We start from the raw sequence: 16,020 nt of genomic DNA, 5'->3' as shown, positions 1-16,020 counted from the left end.
TCTTTAGTCTGACCCTGTCAAGACCATTGCGGGGAAACGTGAATCAGATGCAGGGCCTGCTCCTTGCGGGCCGCTACCGGCTTGTGGACTCCATCGGCAGCGGTGGCATGGGCCGGGTGTGGCGTGCGCACGATGAGGTGCTGCACCGCACGGTCGCGGTCAAAGAGCTGACCGCCGCGCTGTACGCCGCCGAGGGCGATCGTGCCCGGCTGCTCGCCCGTACCCACGCCGAGGCGCGGGCCGCGGCCCGGATCAACCACTCGGCCGTCGTCACCATCCACGACGTGCTGGATCACGACAACCGGCCCTGGATCGTCATGGAGCTGGTCGAGGGCAACTCGCTGGCCGACGAGGTCAAGGACCGGGGCCGGATCGAACCGGCCGAGGCGGCGCGGATCGGGCTGTGGGTGCTGCGCGGGCTGCGCGCCGCGCACGCGGCCGGTGTGCTGCACCGCGACGTGAAGCCGGGCAACGTCCTGCTGTCGCCCGACCGGCGTGTGCTGCTCACCGACTTCGGGATCGCGCAGGTCGAGGGCGACACGACCATCACCCGCACCGGCGAGATCGTCGGATCCGTCGACTACCTCGCACCCGAGCGGGTGCGCGGCCACGATCCCGGCCCGTCCTCCGACCTGTGGGCCCTCGGGGCCACGCTGTACACGGCGGTGGAGGGACGTTCGCCGTTCCGGCGCACCTCCCCGCTGACCACGATGCAGGCCGTCGTCGACGAGGACCCCGAGCCGCCGCGGAACGCGGGTGCGCTGGAGCCGGTCATCGCCGCGCTGCTCAGCAAGGAACCGGAGGCCAGGCCCGGTCCCGCGGAGGCCGAGGAGATGCTCGCCGAGGCCGCCGAGGGCCGCCGCCCGCGGACGGCGCAGGCCCATGTACCGACGGCCCAGCACACGGACACGCGCGTGGACCCGAACGCCGTCCGGGGGAACGCGCCCGGCGGAAACGGTACTCACGGGGGCGGTACCCACGGCGGCCCGTCCTACGGGGGCGGGCCCTACGGACCGTCCACCGGAGGGGCAGGTCCCGCCGGGACCGCGTACCAGCCTCTGCCCGCGCCCGGCGGTCCGGTGCCGGGGAAGCGGCGGCGCGGCCGTACCGTCGCGCTCGTCCTGGTCCTGGCCGCGGTGGTCGGGGGCGGCGGTGCCGTGGTCATGCGGTACGCGGACGGCTGGCGGCACGACACCTCGTCCGTCTCGACGGGTGGGAGCAAGGGCACCGGCACCGGCGACAAGCCGACGCCGACGCCCTCGGACAGCGCGTCCAAGGCGCCGGCCGACAGCCTGCCCAAGGGGTGGGTGCGGGTGAAGGACCCCCTGGGCTTCCGCCTCGCCCTGCCCGGCAAGGACTGGAAGCGCACGGTCAACGGCTCCCAGATCGACTACAGCCCCGACGGCGGCCAGCACTTCGTCCGGATCGCCATCGACGAGTCACCGGACTTCGACGACCCGTACCGCCATCAGCTCGACCTGCAGCAGCAGCTGAAGAAGCTGAAGAACTACACCAGCGACGGTCCCGGGGCCAACACCTTCCGGGACTGCCGCGGCTCCCTCTGGGACTTCACCTGGACCGCCGAGGAGGGCAAGACCGACTTCCCGGGGCTGCGCCGCGCGATCGAGGAGACCTACATCTCCCGCAAGGGCGTCGAGTACGCGATCTACATGTCCTCGCCGCTGGAGGACTGGATCGTGACGCGTCAGCAGTTCGGCGCGGTCCTGCGCAGTTGGGCCGAGGCCGGATAACACCCACGGCGACGACACCGCTCCGGAGGGTCTCCGTCCGTTGGTGCATCATGGGGCCCATGGGGACCGAGGGGGAGAACGTCCGTTTGATCGCGGGCCGTTACCGGCTGGAGGCGAGAATCGGCCGGGGCGGCATGGGCGTCGTCTGGCGCGCCACCGACCAACTGCTCGGCCGGCAGGTCGCCGTGAAGGAACTGGTCCTCGACGACTCGCTCTCCGCCGAGGAGACCCGCCTCCAGCGTGACCGCACCCTGCGCGAGGCGCGGGCCGTGGCGCAGCTGCACCACCCGCACATCATCGTCGTCCACGACGTCGTCGTGGACGACGAACGTCCGTACATCGTCATGGAGTTGATCGACGGCGGTTCGCTCGCCGAGCGGATCTCGGCGCGCGGCCCCGTCGACGCCCGCGAGGCCGCCCGGATCGGCATCGACCTGCTCGGGGCGCTGCGCCGCGCGCACGAGGCCGGTGTCCTGCACCGCGACCTCAAGCCCGCCAACGTCCTCGTCGAGGCGGGCACCGACCGTGTCGTCCTCACCGACTTCGGGATCGCCCAGGTCGCGGGCGCCACGACGCTCACCGAGACCGGCGCGTTCGTCGGCTCGCCCGAGTACACCGCGCCGGAGCGGATGGCCGGGGCGAGGACCGGGCCCGAGTCCGACCTGTGGTCCCTGGGTGCGCTGCTGTGCACGCTGCTGAGCGGCGCGTCCCCCTTCCGCCGTGACTCGCTGGGCGGCATCCTGCACGCGGTCGTCGTCGACGAGATCCGTCCCCCGGCGCAGGCCACGCCCCTGCTGCCCGTCGTGCGGGGCCTGTTGGAGCGCGACCCGGAGCGGCGGATCGACGCGGCCGAGGCGGAGCGGCTGCTGCGGGCCTTCCGGGACACCGGCCGCACCCCGCGATGGTCCGCCCCGTACACGCCCACCCGGCGGGACAATCCGCTGCACCGGCCGGTACCCAGGCCGTCGCCCTCTTCCGGTACGGCGGAGGAGCGCCCGCCCAAGCAGTCCGCGCGGGGTCTGCTGGTCGCCGCCGCGCTGGTCGCCGCGATGGCCGGGGCCGGAGTTTCGGCGGCGGCCCTGCTGATGCACGACGGTGGTGACGGGAACGGCCCGCCGCCCTCGTCGAGCGCGCCCGGCAGCACGGCCCGCACCCCCGGCGAGGGCCCTTCGGCGTCCGGCACCCGTCCGGCGTCGCCCGCCAGTGCCGCCCCCACGGCCACCGGCCGCGAACCCGCGACCGCCACCGGCTCCCGTCCCGCGCCACCCTCCGGATACCGCCTGGCGTCCGATCCGTACGGCTTCGCGCTGGCCGTGCCCGAGGACTTCACCCGGGACCCGCAGGGGGAGCGGGTCTTCTACATGTCACCCGGGCAGGTCTTCCGTCTCGGCGTCAAGGTGTCCGAACCCGCGTCGGGCGGCCCGCTCGGTGTGATGCGCCGGGCGGCGGACAAGGGGTCCTCCACCAACCCGGGCTACCGCGACGGCCGGGTCACCCGGACCACGCGCGGCGGACACCCCGCCGCCCTCTGGGAGTTCACCTGGGACGGCTTCACCGCGGCGGAGGGTGCCCGGCACACCTACGACCTGTGCTGGGAGGAGGGCGACCGGATGTACGACGTGTGGGTGTCGGCGCCGGTCGGCCGGCTGACGGAGGCGAAGGAGTACTTCGACGTGGCCGTGGACACCTTCGCCCGCACGTGACGGCCCGGTCCTGAACAGGCGTTCGCGGAAGAGCAGTTCACGCGAACCGGTAGGAACGGGAGATAAGGGATGGTGCGCGTCACGGGTCTGTGACCGGCGGGCGACAGGGCTGGATACCGACGGCCCCGCCGCGATAGAGATGACCCATGAGCGACAACGGGGGAGTCCCTCACGGGGGCGAAGAACCGACGAGTTTCGGTCTGCAACCACCACGGCCCGCCGCGCCGGGACACCGGCCGGAGGCACAGGCCGCCGTCCCGTACCCGGGCAATCCGTACGCCACGCCGACCCGGGTCGTCCCGGAGCAGGCGCAGCCGGAGCAGGAGGCGCGTCCGGAGCCGCCCGTGCAGGACCCGGGCGCCGGGCGGCTCATCGCCGGCCGCTACCGGCTGCTCTCCAAGCTCGGCCACGGCGGCATGGGCACGGTGTGGCGCGCCAAGGACGAGACCGTGGACCGCGAGGTCGCCGTCAAGGAACCGCGCGTCCCGGACCATCTTCCCGAGCGTGAACGCGCCAATGTCTACGAGCGGATGCGGCGCGAGGCGCGCGCCGCGGCGCGGCTCGACCACCCGGCCGTCGTGAGTGTCCACGACGTCGCGGTCGTGGACGGCCGGCCCTGGATCGTCATGGAGCTGGTGCGCGGCCGGTCGCTCGGCGACGCCCTCCAGGAGGGCACCCTCGGCGTCCGCGAGGCCGCCCGGATCGGCCTGGAGGTGCTCGGTGCGCTGGAGGCGGCGCACGCGGCGGGCGTCCTGCACCGGGACGTCAAGCCCGACAACGTGCTCCTCGGCCGGCACGACCGGGTCGTGCTCACCGACTTCGGGATCGCCCAGATCGAGGGCGAGACCAGCCTCACCGACACCGGCGGCTTCGTCGGCTCGCCCGAGTACATCGCCCCGGAGCGGGTGCTCGGGCAGCGGCCGGGCCCCGCCTCCGACCTCTGGTCGCTCGGCGTGGTGCTCTACACGGCGACCGAGGGCGTCTCGCCGTTCCGTCGCAGCAACACGCCCGCCACGCTCCAGTCGGTCCTCAACTCCACGCCGACGGTGCCCGCCTCTGCCGCGGGTCCGCTCGCCGAGGTGATCAACGGCCTGCTCGCCAAGGACCCCTCGCACCGCCCCGGCGCGGACCGGGTCCGGCGTCTCCTGGAGGAGGCGGCCCGGCCTCCTGCCCCGGCGCCGACGCAGGTGGTCACCGTGGCGAGCCCGACGGGGCCGGCCGGGACCGGCGGCCTCACCGTCCGGCTCGGCCGCAAGGCGCTGATCGGCGTGGGTGCGGCGGTCGTCGCCCTCGCGGTGGCGGCGTACCTGGTGATCGCCGACCCGTTCGCCGGACCGCTGCCCGACGGCTGGAGCAAGCATCATGTGACGGACGTCGCCGCGACGCTGGCGGTGCCGGCCGACTACCAGCAGTCCACGCCGGACCGGTCCTCGGACAAGACGCACTGGGTCACGTACACGGACTGGAGCGGCAGCATCTGGATCGGGCTGACCCTGGCGAAGAAGTCGGAGGACGCGAACAAGGAGATCAAGGACTCCGCGGCGGCCGAGATGTACGCCGACAACGGCGACTTCAAGCAGAGCGGCGAGTACAGCCTGAGCATGCCCGAGGGGCCGCGGACGGAGACCGACGGGAACACGACCTACCGGGGCAGGAAGTCCGCCGAGAACACGCTGACGTACAAGACCACCGACAGCGAGAACCCGCGCCCGCGCGAGCTGCGGCTCTTCTACTACAAGTCGGCGGCCGGCGACATGTACAAGCTCACGGTCAGCTACCCGGGCAAGGGCGACTTCACCGATCGCGGACGCGAGGTCGCCCGGCAGGCCATCGCGAACCTGGACGTGGACAAGCTGTGAGCGAAAAACTGCGGCACCGGCGATCGCCGTACCGACAACGCCCTGATCAGCGCGTTTGCTGCCAGTGATCGCTGGCGGTGTGTGAGTGGTCGGTGAAAGGACGTTACCGACGGGTACCCAAAGGGGGCGAGCGGGCATACCCTGCCGCTCATGACGGACTCGCAGGCCGCGGAGCAGGCCACGGAAAAGACCGGCACCGACGAGACGGCCGCCGCCGACGCGGCAGCCGGAGCCACCGCGCTGCCCGACGCGGATCCGGCCCCCGCCGCCGAGGCGCCCGACGCGGCGCCGACAGCGGTCGCCGAGGCGCCGGACGCCGTGCCGGTCCCGGTCGCCGCCGCCCCGGACGAGGCCGGCGTCAAGGCCGCACCCGTCGGCACCAACCCCCTCGCCCCCGCCCCCTCCGGGGCGCGCACCGCGGCGGACGTCGTGACCCCCGAGCTGGTCGCGCAGCTCACCAAGGGAGTCGTCGGGTCCGGGCGGACCGCCAACCACACGCCGTTCACCGGCGAGAAGCTGGCCGACCTGCCCGAGTCCACCCCCGAGGACGTCGAGAAGGCCTTCGAGCGGGCCCGCGCCGCCCAGGTCGCCTGGGGTGCCACCCCGGTCCGGCAGCGGGCCGCCGTCCTGCTGCGCTTCCACGACCTTGTGCTCGCCCGCCAGGCCGAGGTGCTGGACCTCATCCAGTTGGAGACGGGCAAGGCCCGGCTGCACGCGCACGAAGAGGTCCAGGCCGTCGTGGTCGCCGCCCGGCACTACGGCCGCAAGGCGCCCGCCTATCTGCGCCCGAAGCGCCACACCGGCGCCGTCCCCACCCTCACCAAGGTCACCGAACTGCGCCACCCGCGCGGTGTCGTCGGGCAGATCGCGCCCTGGAACTACCCGCTGGAGCTGTCGGTCGGCGACGCGCTGCCCGCCTTCGTCGCGGGCAACGCGGTCGTCATGAAGCCCGACACCGAGACCTGCCTGACCGCCCTGTGGGCGCGTGACCTCCTCGTCGAGGCCGGGCTGCCCGCCGAGGTCTTCCAGGTCGTCCTCGGGGACGGGCCCGTCGTCGGACCCGAGGTCGTCCGGCACGCCGACTACGTCTCGTTCACCGGCTCCACCCGCACCGGCCGCGAGGTCGCCCAGGGCGCCGCCGCCCGGCTCGTCGGGGTCTCCCTCGAACTCGGCGGCAAGAACGCGATGGTGGTCCTGGAGGACGCCGACATCGACAAGGCCGCCGCGGGCGCCGTCCGCGCCTGCTTCTCCTCGGCCGGCCAACTCTGCATCTCCATCGAGCGGTTGTACGTCCACGAGTCGGTCGCCGACGTGTTCGCGGAGCGGTTCGCCGCCCGCACCAGGGCGATGCGGCTCGGCACGTCCCTCGCGTACGGGGCGGACATGGGGTCGCTGGTCGGCGAACGCCAGCTGGAGACCGTGACGCGACACGTCGAGGAGGCCGTCGCCAAGGGCGCCACGGTCCTCGCCGGCGGTGTCGCCCGCCCTGACATCGGCCCCTACTTCTTCGAGCCCACCATCCTCGACGGGGTGGAGGCCCCGATGGCCGTCTGCGCCGAGGAGACCTTCGGGCCCGTCGTCTCCCTCTACCGCTTCTCGACCGAGGACGAGGTCGTCGAACTCGCCAACGCCACTCCGTACGGGCTCAATTCGTCCGTCTGGACGAAGGACGGCCGGCGTGGCCGCGCCGTCGCGGCCCGGCTGCGCACCGGCACGGTGAACGTCAACGAGGGCTACGCGCCCGCGTACGGCAGCGTCCAGTCGCCGATGGGCGGCATGAAGGACTCCGGCCTCGGCCGCCGGCACGGCTCCGAGGGCATCCTCAAGTACACCGAGGCGCAGACCGTCGCCCAGCAGCGCCTGCTGCCGATGGCCCCGTCCCTCGGCATGGACGACGAGAAGTACGCGGCGTTCATGAGCCGGAGCCTGAAGGTCATGAAGGCGTTCCGCCTCCGGTAGGCCCCGTCCCGCCCGCCCGGTCCCAACCGTTCTCGACGAGGAGAGCAGCACGTGTCACAGGAGAGCTCTGTCCAGGAACAGCCGGACGCGGCAGCGGACACCGGCGAGGGAACGTACGACTACGACGTGCTCGTCGTCGGCTCCGGCTTCGGCGGCTCCGTCACCGCCCTGCGGCTCACGGAGAAGGGGTACCGCGTCGGTGTCCTCGAAGCGGGCCGGCGCTTCACCCGCGAGGCGCTCCCCAAGAACTCCTGGGACATCAGGAACTACCTCTGGGCCCCGCGGCTCGGCATGTACGGCATCCAGCGCATCCATCTGCTGGGCAACGTGATGGTCCTCGCGGGCGCCGGGGTGGGCGGCGGTTCCCTCAACTACGCCAACACCCTCTACGTACCGCCGAAGCCGTTCTTCGACGACCCGCAGTGGAAGGACATCACCGACTGGGAGGAGGAGCTGAAGCCGTACTACGACCAGGCCCGGCGCATGCTGGGCGTGCGGCTCAACCCGACCATGACCCCGTCGGACGTCCACCTCAAGGCGGCCGCCGAGCGGATGGGCGTCGGGGACAGCTTCCACCTGGCGCCGGTCGGCGTGTTCTTCGGCGACGGGCAGGACGCGGACGGAGCGGCGAAGGCGACGGCGGGCCAGGAGGTCGCCGACCCGTACTTCGGCGGCGCGGGCCCCGCGCGCAAGGCGTGCACCGAGTGCGGCGAGTGCATGACCGGCTGCCGTCACGGCGCGAAGAACACCCTCAACGAGAACTACCTCTACCTCGCGGAGAAGGCGGGTGCCGTCGTCCACCCCATGACGACGGTCGTGTCGGTCACGGACGACTCGCGGGGCGGGTACGCCGTGCAGACGCTTCCGACGGACGAGCGGCGCAAGGGGGAGGGGCGCACGCTCACGGCGCGCCGGGTCGTCCTCGCGGCCGGCACGTACGGCACCCAGACCCTGCTGCACCGGATGAAGGCGGGCGGGCAGCTCCCGTACCTGTCGAAGCGGCTGGGCGAACTGACCCGCACCAACTCCGAGGCCCTGGTGGGCGCGCAGACCGACGACCGGCGGTACCGCAAGCTGCACGGAACGCCCAAGGCCGACTTCACCCGGGGTGTCGCGATCACGTCCTCGATCCACCCGGACGAGAACACGCACATCGAACCCGTGCGTTACGGCAGGGGATCCAACGCGATGGGCGGCCTGTCCATCCTCCAAGTCCCCTACGCGGAGGGCTCGTCGAGGGTCGCGGGCTGGTTCGCCAACGCGGCCCGGCACCCGCTGCTCGTGCTCCGGTCGCTGTCCAACCGGCGCTGGTCCGAGCGCACCATCATCGGGCTCGTCATGCAGTCGCTCGACAACTCCCTGACGACGTACGTGAAGCCGAAGGGCGCGGGCAAGGGACTGTTGACGGCACGTCAGGGACACGGTGCCCCCAACCCCAAGCAGATCAAGGCGGCCTCGCAGGCGGCCACCACCCTCGCCGAGGAGATCAACGGCTTCGCGGGCAGCAACGTCGGCGAACTGATGGGCACGCCGCTCACCGCGCACTTCCTCGGCGGCTGCCCGATCGGCGCGGGCGCGGAGGACGGGGTCATCGACCCGTACCACCGGCTGTACGGCCACCCGGGGATCTCCGTCGTCGACGGTTCGGCCGTCTCCGCGAACCTCGGCGTCAACCCGTCCCTGACCATCACGGCGCAGGCCGAGCGGGCGATGTCCTTCTGGCCCAACAAGGGCGAGGCCGATCCGCGTCCGGCGCCGGGAGCCGCGTACGAACGCCTCAAGGCGGTCGAGCCGTCCCGGCCCGCGGTCCCGGCCGACGCGTTCGGCGCGCTGCGGCTCCCGTTCCTGGGCATGCCGACGGTGCCGCCGACGGCATAGACCGGACAACCCGTCCAGGACCCCGCGGAGAAGGACCACGCGAAGAAGGACCTGCGCCCCCCTCCTGGCGCAGGTCCTTCTTCGCGTCCGGGGCCGAGGCCCGCGTGCTGGGGTGTCCGTTCGTGCTAGGCGGTCGCGTCACCGGACCTGCGGCGACGGACGACGATCAGCGCGCCGGCACCGGCGACGACGGCGATACCACCGGCGAGCGCGATGGTCGGCAGGGCGGAGGACGAACCCGTCTCGGCGAGCGAGCCGGTGGCGTCCACCTTCTTGACGTCCTTGATCTCCTTCGCGCCACCGGTCTGCGGCTTGGAGTCCGGCGGGTCGCCCGCGTCCGAACCGGCGGCCAGGATCGCGAACTCGTAGATCCAGCCGTTCGGGTCGTCCGCGATCCAGCAGCCCGCGTCGTCCGCGTACTGCGCGAAGCCCGCGGTGATGCCGACGGCGTCCGGCACCTTGCCACTGACGCTCAGCCGGAGCTGGTACGAGGTGGAGGCGCCCGCGTTCAGCGAGAACGGGGTGAACGTGCCGCCCTCGCCCGCCGCGCCGGCGACCTCCTTCCAGGAGCCGGAGGCCTTGTCGAGGACCTGGACGGTGATCTTGCCCGAGTAGTCCCTGCCGTCCCAGCCCGCGGCCGCGACGCCGATCAGCGGGGTGATGTCCGCGATGGCGCGGTCGCCGTGGTTGGAGACGTTGTACTTGAAGGCGGTCCAGCCGGCGCCCGCGACGATCCGCTGGGGCAGGCCCGTCAGGCTGCTGGTGAGGTCGGCGCTCAGCTCGCTGACGTCCTCACCGTTCTCGTCGACGCAGATGTCCGCCGGGGTGCTCCCGCTCGGACTCGGCGAGGCGGAGGAGGACGGCGAGGTGGACGCGGAGGCCGGGGCGGACTCCGACGCCGGTGCCGACGCGGACGGGCCGGAACTGCCCGAAGCGGTCGCCGTCGCCGAGGCGGACGTGGTGTCCGTGGGCTCCGGGGTCGTCTGGGTCGGGCTCGCGGAGGCCGACTCCGACGCGGATTCGGACGCGCTCGCGCTCGCGCTCGGGGTGGCGCTCTCCTCCGCGAGGGCGGCCGGGGCGACCGACAGCAGCGCGAGCGGGGCTATGACAGCCGTCGCGGCCGCGGTGGCCAGGGCACGGCGAATCTTCATGAAGACCTCGGGAGTCCGGTACGCGTCGACGCGAGGCGCACGGGTGGGTGGTGCGGACGAGGCCTCCGCTGTGGGGCGCGGGTGTGGCCGTTGGTTCTGCAGGTGTGACCGGCGAAGGCCGCGAAGGGTTGTCCGGTACTTCACAGAATTCTTATGTGGGCTGAGTCACATCCATATGCGCCTTGTGTACATGCATTCGAACGGCTTAGAACTGACCCTCGTGTCTGAGAAGCAGCCCGAAGAAGCCGGGCCACCAGCGGTTCCTGACGATGTGTGGGAGCGTTTCGCGCGCGACAGCGAGCGCGACATCCGGAGCTCCGCGCCGAAGGAGCCGTCCGCGCGGGCTCGCCTGGTGACGGAGCGGCTGCGCCAGGAGGACGCCCGGGAGGCCGAGCGCTCCCGCCGGACCTTCCGCAGGACCCCGCCGCGCCCCGCGCAGCCCGAGGGCTGGCGGACCGGTCCCGCCTGGCGCGAGATGGACGGACGCGCCGCCCGGCGCCGTCGGCTGTGGGCGATCCTCGGCATCCCGCTCGTCGTCGCCGTCGCGGTCGTCGCGATGAAGCCGTCCCTGCTGCCGGGTGACCCCTTCGGCGCGTCGCCCGACGCTCCCGTGGACGCCCTCCCGCTGCCCGCCGAGACAACGGCACCGACCGCGCCGCCGTCCGCCGACGCATCGGGAACGCCCACCCTGGACCGGCCGTTCGCCGGATCGCCCGCCGAGCGCTGGGCCGACGGCGCGGCCGGCATCGTCCTGCCGAAGGCCACCCCGGTCGGCTCGCTCACCAAGCAGCAGGTCGCGACGGCGCTGGACAACACGAAGAAGCTGCTCGTCGGGGCGAATCTCGCCCCGGCGACACTGCGCGGGGAGCGTCCCGCCGCGGCGATCGCCGTCCTCGATCCCAAGGTGCCCGGCATGATCCGTGACGTGAACCGGTGGCTGCGCGCACCGGACCGTGCGCACGATCCGCTGGTGCTCTTCAGCCGGTTCGACCCCGACGAGGCCCGCCCGGTCGGGAAGGTGGTCAAGACGCGTGGCCGGATCACGTTCAAGGCGGGCAAGAATGCGGCCGTGGTCGTCCACGCCGACTACACCTTCGTCTACCCGGTGACCCCGGCCGACGGGAACTCCACCGAGGTCGCCCGCACCATCGTGCGGCGCGTCGTCGATGTCGCGTTCTCCGACCCGCGGAAGTTCCAGGTCACCCCCGGCAAGGTGCGGATCGTCGAGTTCAGCGAGGACATCGGCAACTCGGCCTGCGACGTCTACGACGGCTTCCTGCACCCGCAGTTCGACTCGACCGGCACCCCCGGAGCGGCGCCGACCGGCCCGACCACCGACCCGTACGACCGCAGCCGTGACATCGGGAGTGCCACCACCGGCGGCTGCGGCACGGTGTCGCGCACCTGACCGCGGCCGACGCCCGCTCGCCCCGGGCCGTGTCCGCGCCCGGGCACGGCGAAGGGCCCCGCGGAACGGTGTCCGAAGGGCCCTTCTTCCGTCAGCACCGACGTCAGGGCAGCGCCGGTGCCTGGAGGCGGCGCCGGGGGGGGGTGCGCCGCTGGTCACGGGGTGGTCGCGGCGAGGGGGCCGCGGCACGGATTCAGTTGTGCGCTGTTCTCGCTCGTGCGGATGTCGCGACGGCCTCCGCAACCGTCCGGCATCCCTGAACAGATTCCGCCGGGCGGCCCCGGGCGTCCCCGGAGCCGACCGTCTATGAGTGACCGGGCTGCTGTCCCCTGCCGTCCGGTCACACCACCTGGAGCGAGGTCCCACGACGCACGGCACGATCCGGACGTCTCATCGCTCCAGCGGAGCCACGCGTGGTTCTTTCGGGCCCGCCCCTGGCTGGCACGGACACCAGGAGAAACGAAGCCCGCGCCGCCCCGGTCACGCGCCGTACGGGTGAGAGGCGATGCGTACGTGCGTACGCCGGGTAAGGGGCCGTCCGCCCTGGACGCCGGCGGCCCGTCGCCCTGTCGCGTGGGCGGTCAGACCCGGCCGCGGCACAGTTCGAGGAGCGTCATGGCCAGTGAGGTGCCCGGCTTGCCGAGCGCCTCGCGGTAGTGGCCGAGGATCTCCATCTCGCGGGAGAGGTTCACCCGGCGGCCGCCGGAGGTCATGCGGGCCTCCTGGATCACCGCCGAGACGGCCATCCGTTCCTGGACGAGGCCGATGATCCGGTCGTCGAGTGCGTCGATGCGCTCACGGGCGCCGGTGATCACGTCGGCGGCCTCGTCGGTGCGGGCGCCGGTCTTGTCGAGTACGTCGGTCATGGCGGGGCTCCTCGGTGGAAGGGGTGCCCCGGAGCCGTCGGGCCCGGAAACGGCAGACGCCCCGGGCCTTGTCGGCCCGGGGCGCCTGGGAAGTCGCTTGTCAGTTGCTCAAGCAGCACGACCATGGCAGCCGGTGGGCCGGTTGCCATAGGTAAACAGGAACGTCGTGTGCGTGAGCATGACGGCAGTATGCACGCGTGCGGGGACCGCGGCCAAGCCGGTTCGGATCGTGAGACCCGGGCGGGGAAACCGGGCGGCGCCACCCCCACCGCGGCCCCCGGTAGAATCGGCCCCACACACCCTTTGCTCACCGCCGGAAGGCAGACCGTGCCAGAAGCGTCCCCCGCCGCCCCCGACACCGTCCTGGTCGTCGACTTCGGTGCGCAGTACGCCCAGCTCATCGCCCGTCGCGTCCGTGAGGCCCGGGTCTACAGCGAGATCGTGCCGAGCAGCATGCCGGTCGAGGAGATGCTCGCCAAGAACCCGGCCGCGATCATCCTCTCCGGCGGCCCCTCGTCGGTGTACGCGGAGGGCGCCCCGCGCCTGGACCGCGCGCTCTTCGACGCCGGCGTCCCCGTCTTCGGCATGTGCTACGGCTTCCAGCTGATGGCGACGACCCTCGGCGGCACGGTCGACAACTCCGGCGCCCGTGAGTACGGCCGTACGCCGCTGCACGTCTCGAAATCCGGCTCCACCCTCTTCGAGGGCACCCCCGACGAGCAGCCGGTGTGGATGTCGCACGGCGACGCCTGCTCCGCCGCTCCCGAGGGCTTCACCGTCACGGCGTCCACGGACGTGGTCCCGGTCGCCGCCTTCGAGAACGACGAGAAGAAGCTCTACGGCGTCCAGTACCACCCCGAGGTCATGCACTCCACGCACGGCCAGCAGGTGCTGGAGCACTTCCTGTACCGCGGCGCGGGCATCACCCCGACCTGGACCACCGGCAACGTCATCGACGAGCAGGTCGCCCTCATCCGCGAGCAGGTCGGCACCAAGCGCGCCATCTGCGGTCTGTCCGGCGGCGTGGACTCCGCGGTCGCCGCGGCCCTCGTCCAGAAGGCCATCGGCTCCCAGCTCACCTGTGTGTACGTCGACCACGGTCTGATGCGCCAGGGCGAGACCGAGCAGGTCGAGAAGGACTTCGTCGCCGCGACCGGCGTCCAGCTCAAGGTCGTGGACGCGGAGGAGCGCTTCCTCACCGCACTCAAGGGCGTCTCGGACCCCGAGGAGAAGCGGAAGATCATCGGGCGCGAGTTCATCCGCGTCTTCGAGCAGGCCCAGGCGGAGATCATCGCCGAGGCCGCCGAGGGCGAGGACGTCGCCTTCCTCGTGCAGGGCACGCTCTACCCGGACGTGGTCGAGTCCGGCGGCGGCACCGGCACGGCCAACATCAAGTCCCACCACAACGTGGGCGGCCTTCCCGAGGACCTGGAGTTCCAGCTCGTCGAGCCGCTGCGCCAGCTGTTCAAGGACGAGGTCCGGATGGTCGGACAGGAACTCGGCCTGCCGGACGAGATCGTCCAGCGCCAGCCGTTCCCCGGCCCCGGCCTCGGCATCCGCATCGTCGGCGAGGTCACCAAGGAGCGCCTCGACCTGCTCCGCGCCGCCGACGCCATCGCCCGCGAGGAGCTGACCGCCGCCGGTCTCGACCGGGACATCTGGCAGTGCCCGGTCGTCCTGCTCGCCGACGTGCGCAGCGTGGGGGTCCAGGGCGACGGCCGGACGTACGGCCACCCGATCGTGCTCCGTCCGGTGTCCAGCGAGGACGCCATGACGGCCGACTGGTCACGGCTGCCGTACGACGTCCTGGCGAAGATCTCGACGCGCATCACGAACGAGGTCGCGGACGTCAACCGCGTCGTGCTCGACGTGACGAGCAAGCCGCCGGGCACCATCGAGTGGGAGTAGTCCTCCCGCGCGGGGCGCTCCTCCCGCGGGCGGCGGTGATCCCGTCGCGCGTGGGTGGCGACAGGCCCTAGGTCCGCTTGAGCGTGCGCACCGGCGCGCCGGGCTTCCAGACCTGGACGACCAGATACTTCTCGTCCTCCACGTAGGTCCGTGTGACCTCCGTCAGCTCGGTGCGGAAGAGGTGGAACGGCTCCGGCGGTTCCACCTCTTTCACGTACGCGGCCTTCGCGGGGTCGTCGTCGCCGACCTCGACGGCCCGGCCGCTCACGCGGACGTCGCCGCCGCCCATGTCCGTGCCGGCCCCTGGGTTCGCCTGGAGCGCGAAGCGCGGGTCGCGGCGGAGGTCGAGGGCCTTCAGCGAGTCCGGCATCATGCCCAGCCACAGCTCGCCGCCGACGATGCGCACCTCGATGCCGGACGTACGGGGCGAGCCGTCCTGGCGAAGGGTCGCGAGGGTGTGGTGGGTGAAGGCGCCGAAGCGCGCCTCGACGGTGGCGGCGAGGTCAGGTTCGGCTGCGGAGAGGGCGTCCCAGTTCATGCGTTCCAGTCTGCCGTCCATACCCGACATCTTCTGTCGTGTTTCCGGCGAGGCTTGGCCCCGTCCCGCCCTCTTCCGGGCCCCGTTCCGTTTTTTCTCACCCGGAACACCATCTCTCCCCGGCCACCCCTGTTCTCCTGCGCTGACCCCGGGTAACTTCCGCTCCGTACCGAACACGCCAGTGCTGGAGGACCTATGCACGGGCCCACCCCGCCCCTGCCCCGCCCCACCGACCAGCTGCGGTTCGCCATGCCGCCGATGCACGAGTCGCTCGACGACGAACGGCAGCACCGCAAGGAGCGGCTGGCCGGCGCGCTGCGCCTGTTCGGGCGGCTCGGCTTCGAGGACGGTGTCTCCGGGCACATCACCGCACGCGACCCGGAGTACAGCGACTGCTTCTGGGTCAATCCCTTCGGCATGCCGTTCAAGCACGTCACCGTGAGCGACCTGGTGATGGCCAACCAGGACGGCCAGGTCGTCCAGGGCCGCTATCACGTCAACCAGGCCGCGTTCACCGTGCACTCGCAAGTCCACGCCGCCCGCCCCGACGTGGTCGCCGTCGCCCACTGCCACTCCGTGCACGGCCGCGCCCTCGCCGCCCTCGGAGACCTGCTCGACCCGATCACGCAGGAGAGCTGCGCCTTCTACGAGGATCACGCCCTCTACGACGCGTACACCGGCGTGGCCGTCGACGCCGAGGAGGGCCGCAGGATCGCGAACGCGCTGGGCAGCCGCAAGGCGCTGGTGCTGCGCAACCACGGGCCGCTGACCGTCGGGGACTCGGTGGACGCCGCGGCCTGGTGGTTCCTGTCCATGGAGCGCTCCAGCCAGGTCCAGCTCACCGCGAAGGCCGCCGGCCGTCCCCTTCTCATCGACCACAAGCAGGCCGTCGCCACCCGCGAACAACTCGGCGGCGACCTGGTCGCCTGGATCAACTACCAGCCCCTGTGGCAGGACATCAGCCGCAGCGAACCGGATCTCCTGAGCTAGGGCTGCGCG

General features: G+C 72.2%; 11 protein-coding genes. 8 read left to right on the top strand and 3 right to left on the bottom strand.

The window, feature by feature from the left end:
- The first annotated feature begins 47 nt into the window (after positions 1 to 47).
- The 5 genes from OG406_RS16770 to OG406_RS16750 all read left to right on the top strand — a co-directional run bounded on the left by OG406_RS16770 (position 48) and on the right by OG406_RS16750 (position 9,150).
- Positions 48 to 1,751: a serine/threonine-protein kinase gene (locus OG406_RS16770; RefSeq protein WP_329190846.1), complete on the top strand. Its 1,704-nt coding sequence runs from the start codon at positions 48 to 50 to the stop codon at positions 1,749 to 1,751.
- A gap of 59 nt (positions 1,752 to 1,810) precedes the next feature.
- Entirely contained in the window at positions 1,811 to 3,454 is a 1,644-nt protein-coding gene (locus OG406_RS16765) for a serine/threonine-protein kinase (RefSeq protein ID WP_329186447.1), read from the top strand.
- 146 nt (positions 3,455 to 3,600) lie between these two features.
- Positions 3,601 to 5,313, top strand: coding sequence for a serine/threonine-protein kinase (locus OG406_RS16760; protein WP_329186446.1), 1,713 nt, complete (start codon positions 3,601 to 3,603; stop codon positions 5,311 to 5,313).
- A 150-nt stretch (positions 5,314 to 5,463) separates the two neighbouring features.
- The gene (locus tag OG406_RS16755) at positions 5,464 to 7,272 is read left to right on the top strand and encodes a succinic semialdehyde dehydrogenase (protein WP_329186444.1); all 1,809 of its coding nucleotides are present in this window, start codon (positions 5,464 to 5,466) and stop codon (positions 7,270 to 7,272) included.
- A 51-nt stretch (positions 7,273 to 7,323) separates the two neighbouring features.
- Complete coding sequence (locus tag OG406_RS16750; protein ID WP_443067083.1) at positions 7,324 to 9,150, top strand: GMC oxidoreductase; 1,827 nt, start codon at positions 7,324 to 7,326, stop codon at positions 9,148 to 9,150.
- Between the two features lie 125 nt (positions 9,151 to 9,275).
- Here the strand turns inward: OG406_RS16750 and OG406_RS16745 are convergent, their stop codons facing one another.
- Positions 9,276 to 10,301: an LAETG motif-containing sortase-dependent surface protein gene (locus tag OG406_RS16745; RefSeq protein WP_327409115.1), complete on the bottom strand. Its 1,026-nt coding sequence runs from the start codon at positions 10,299 to 10,301 to the stop codon at positions 9,276 to 9,278.
- Positions 10,302 to 10,521: 220 nt separating this feature from the next.
- Here OG406_RS16745 and OG406_RS16740 point away from each other — a divergent pair, with 220 nt between their 5' ends.
- Positions 10,522 to 11,709, top strand: coding sequence for a hypothetical protein (locus tag OG406_RS16740; RefSeq protein ID WP_329186442.1), 1,188 nt, complete (start codon positions 10,522 to 10,524; stop codon positions 11,707 to 11,709).
- A 581-nt stretch (positions 11,710 to 12,290) separates the two neighbouring features.
- Here OG406_RS16740 and OG406_RS16735 read toward each other — a convergent pair.
- On the bottom strand, positions 12,291 to 12,575 hold the full coding sequence (locus OG406_RS16735) for a chorismate mutase (protein WP_081218947.1): 285 nt from the start codon (positions 12,573 to 12,575) through the stop codon (positions 12,291 to 12,293).
- Positions 12,576 to 12,902: 327 nt separating this feature from the next.
- Between OG406_RS16735 and guaA the strand changes: the two genes are divergently transcribed.
- The gene (gene guaA / locus OG406_RS16730; protein ID WP_164373304.1) at positions 12,903 to 14,483 is read left to right on the top strand and encodes a glutamine-hydrolyzing GMP synthase; all 1,581 of its coding nucleotides are present in this window, start codon (positions 12,903 to 12,905) and stop codon (positions 14,481 to 14,483) included.
- 67 nt (positions 14,484 to 14,550) lie between these two features.
- Here the strand turns inward: guaA and OG406_RS16725 are convergent, their stop codons facing one another.
- Complete coding sequence (locus OG406_RS16725) at positions 14,551 to 15,042, bottom strand: pyridoxamine 5'-phosphate oxidase family protein (protein WP_385391194.1); 492 nt, start codon at positions 15,040 to 15,042, stop codon at positions 14,551 to 14,553.
- 174 nt (positions 15,043 to 15,216) lie between these two features.
- Here OG406_RS16725 and OG406_RS16720 point away from each other — a divergent pair, with 174 nt between their 5' ends.
- Positions 15,217 to 16,011, top strand: coding sequence for a class II aldolase/adducin family protein (locus OG406_RS16720; RefSeq protein WP_081218949.1), 795 nt, complete (start codon positions 15,217 to 15,219; stop codon positions 16,009 to 16,011).
- Positions 16,012 to 16,020: the final 9 nt, after the last annotated feature.

Source organism: Streptomyces sp. NBC_01428 (genome assembly GCF_036231965.1).
Lineage (GTDB): Bacteria > Actinomycetota > Actinomycetes > Streptomycetales > Streptomycetaceae > Streptomyces.
This window is presented reverse-complemented; position numbering and strand designations above follow the sequence as displayed.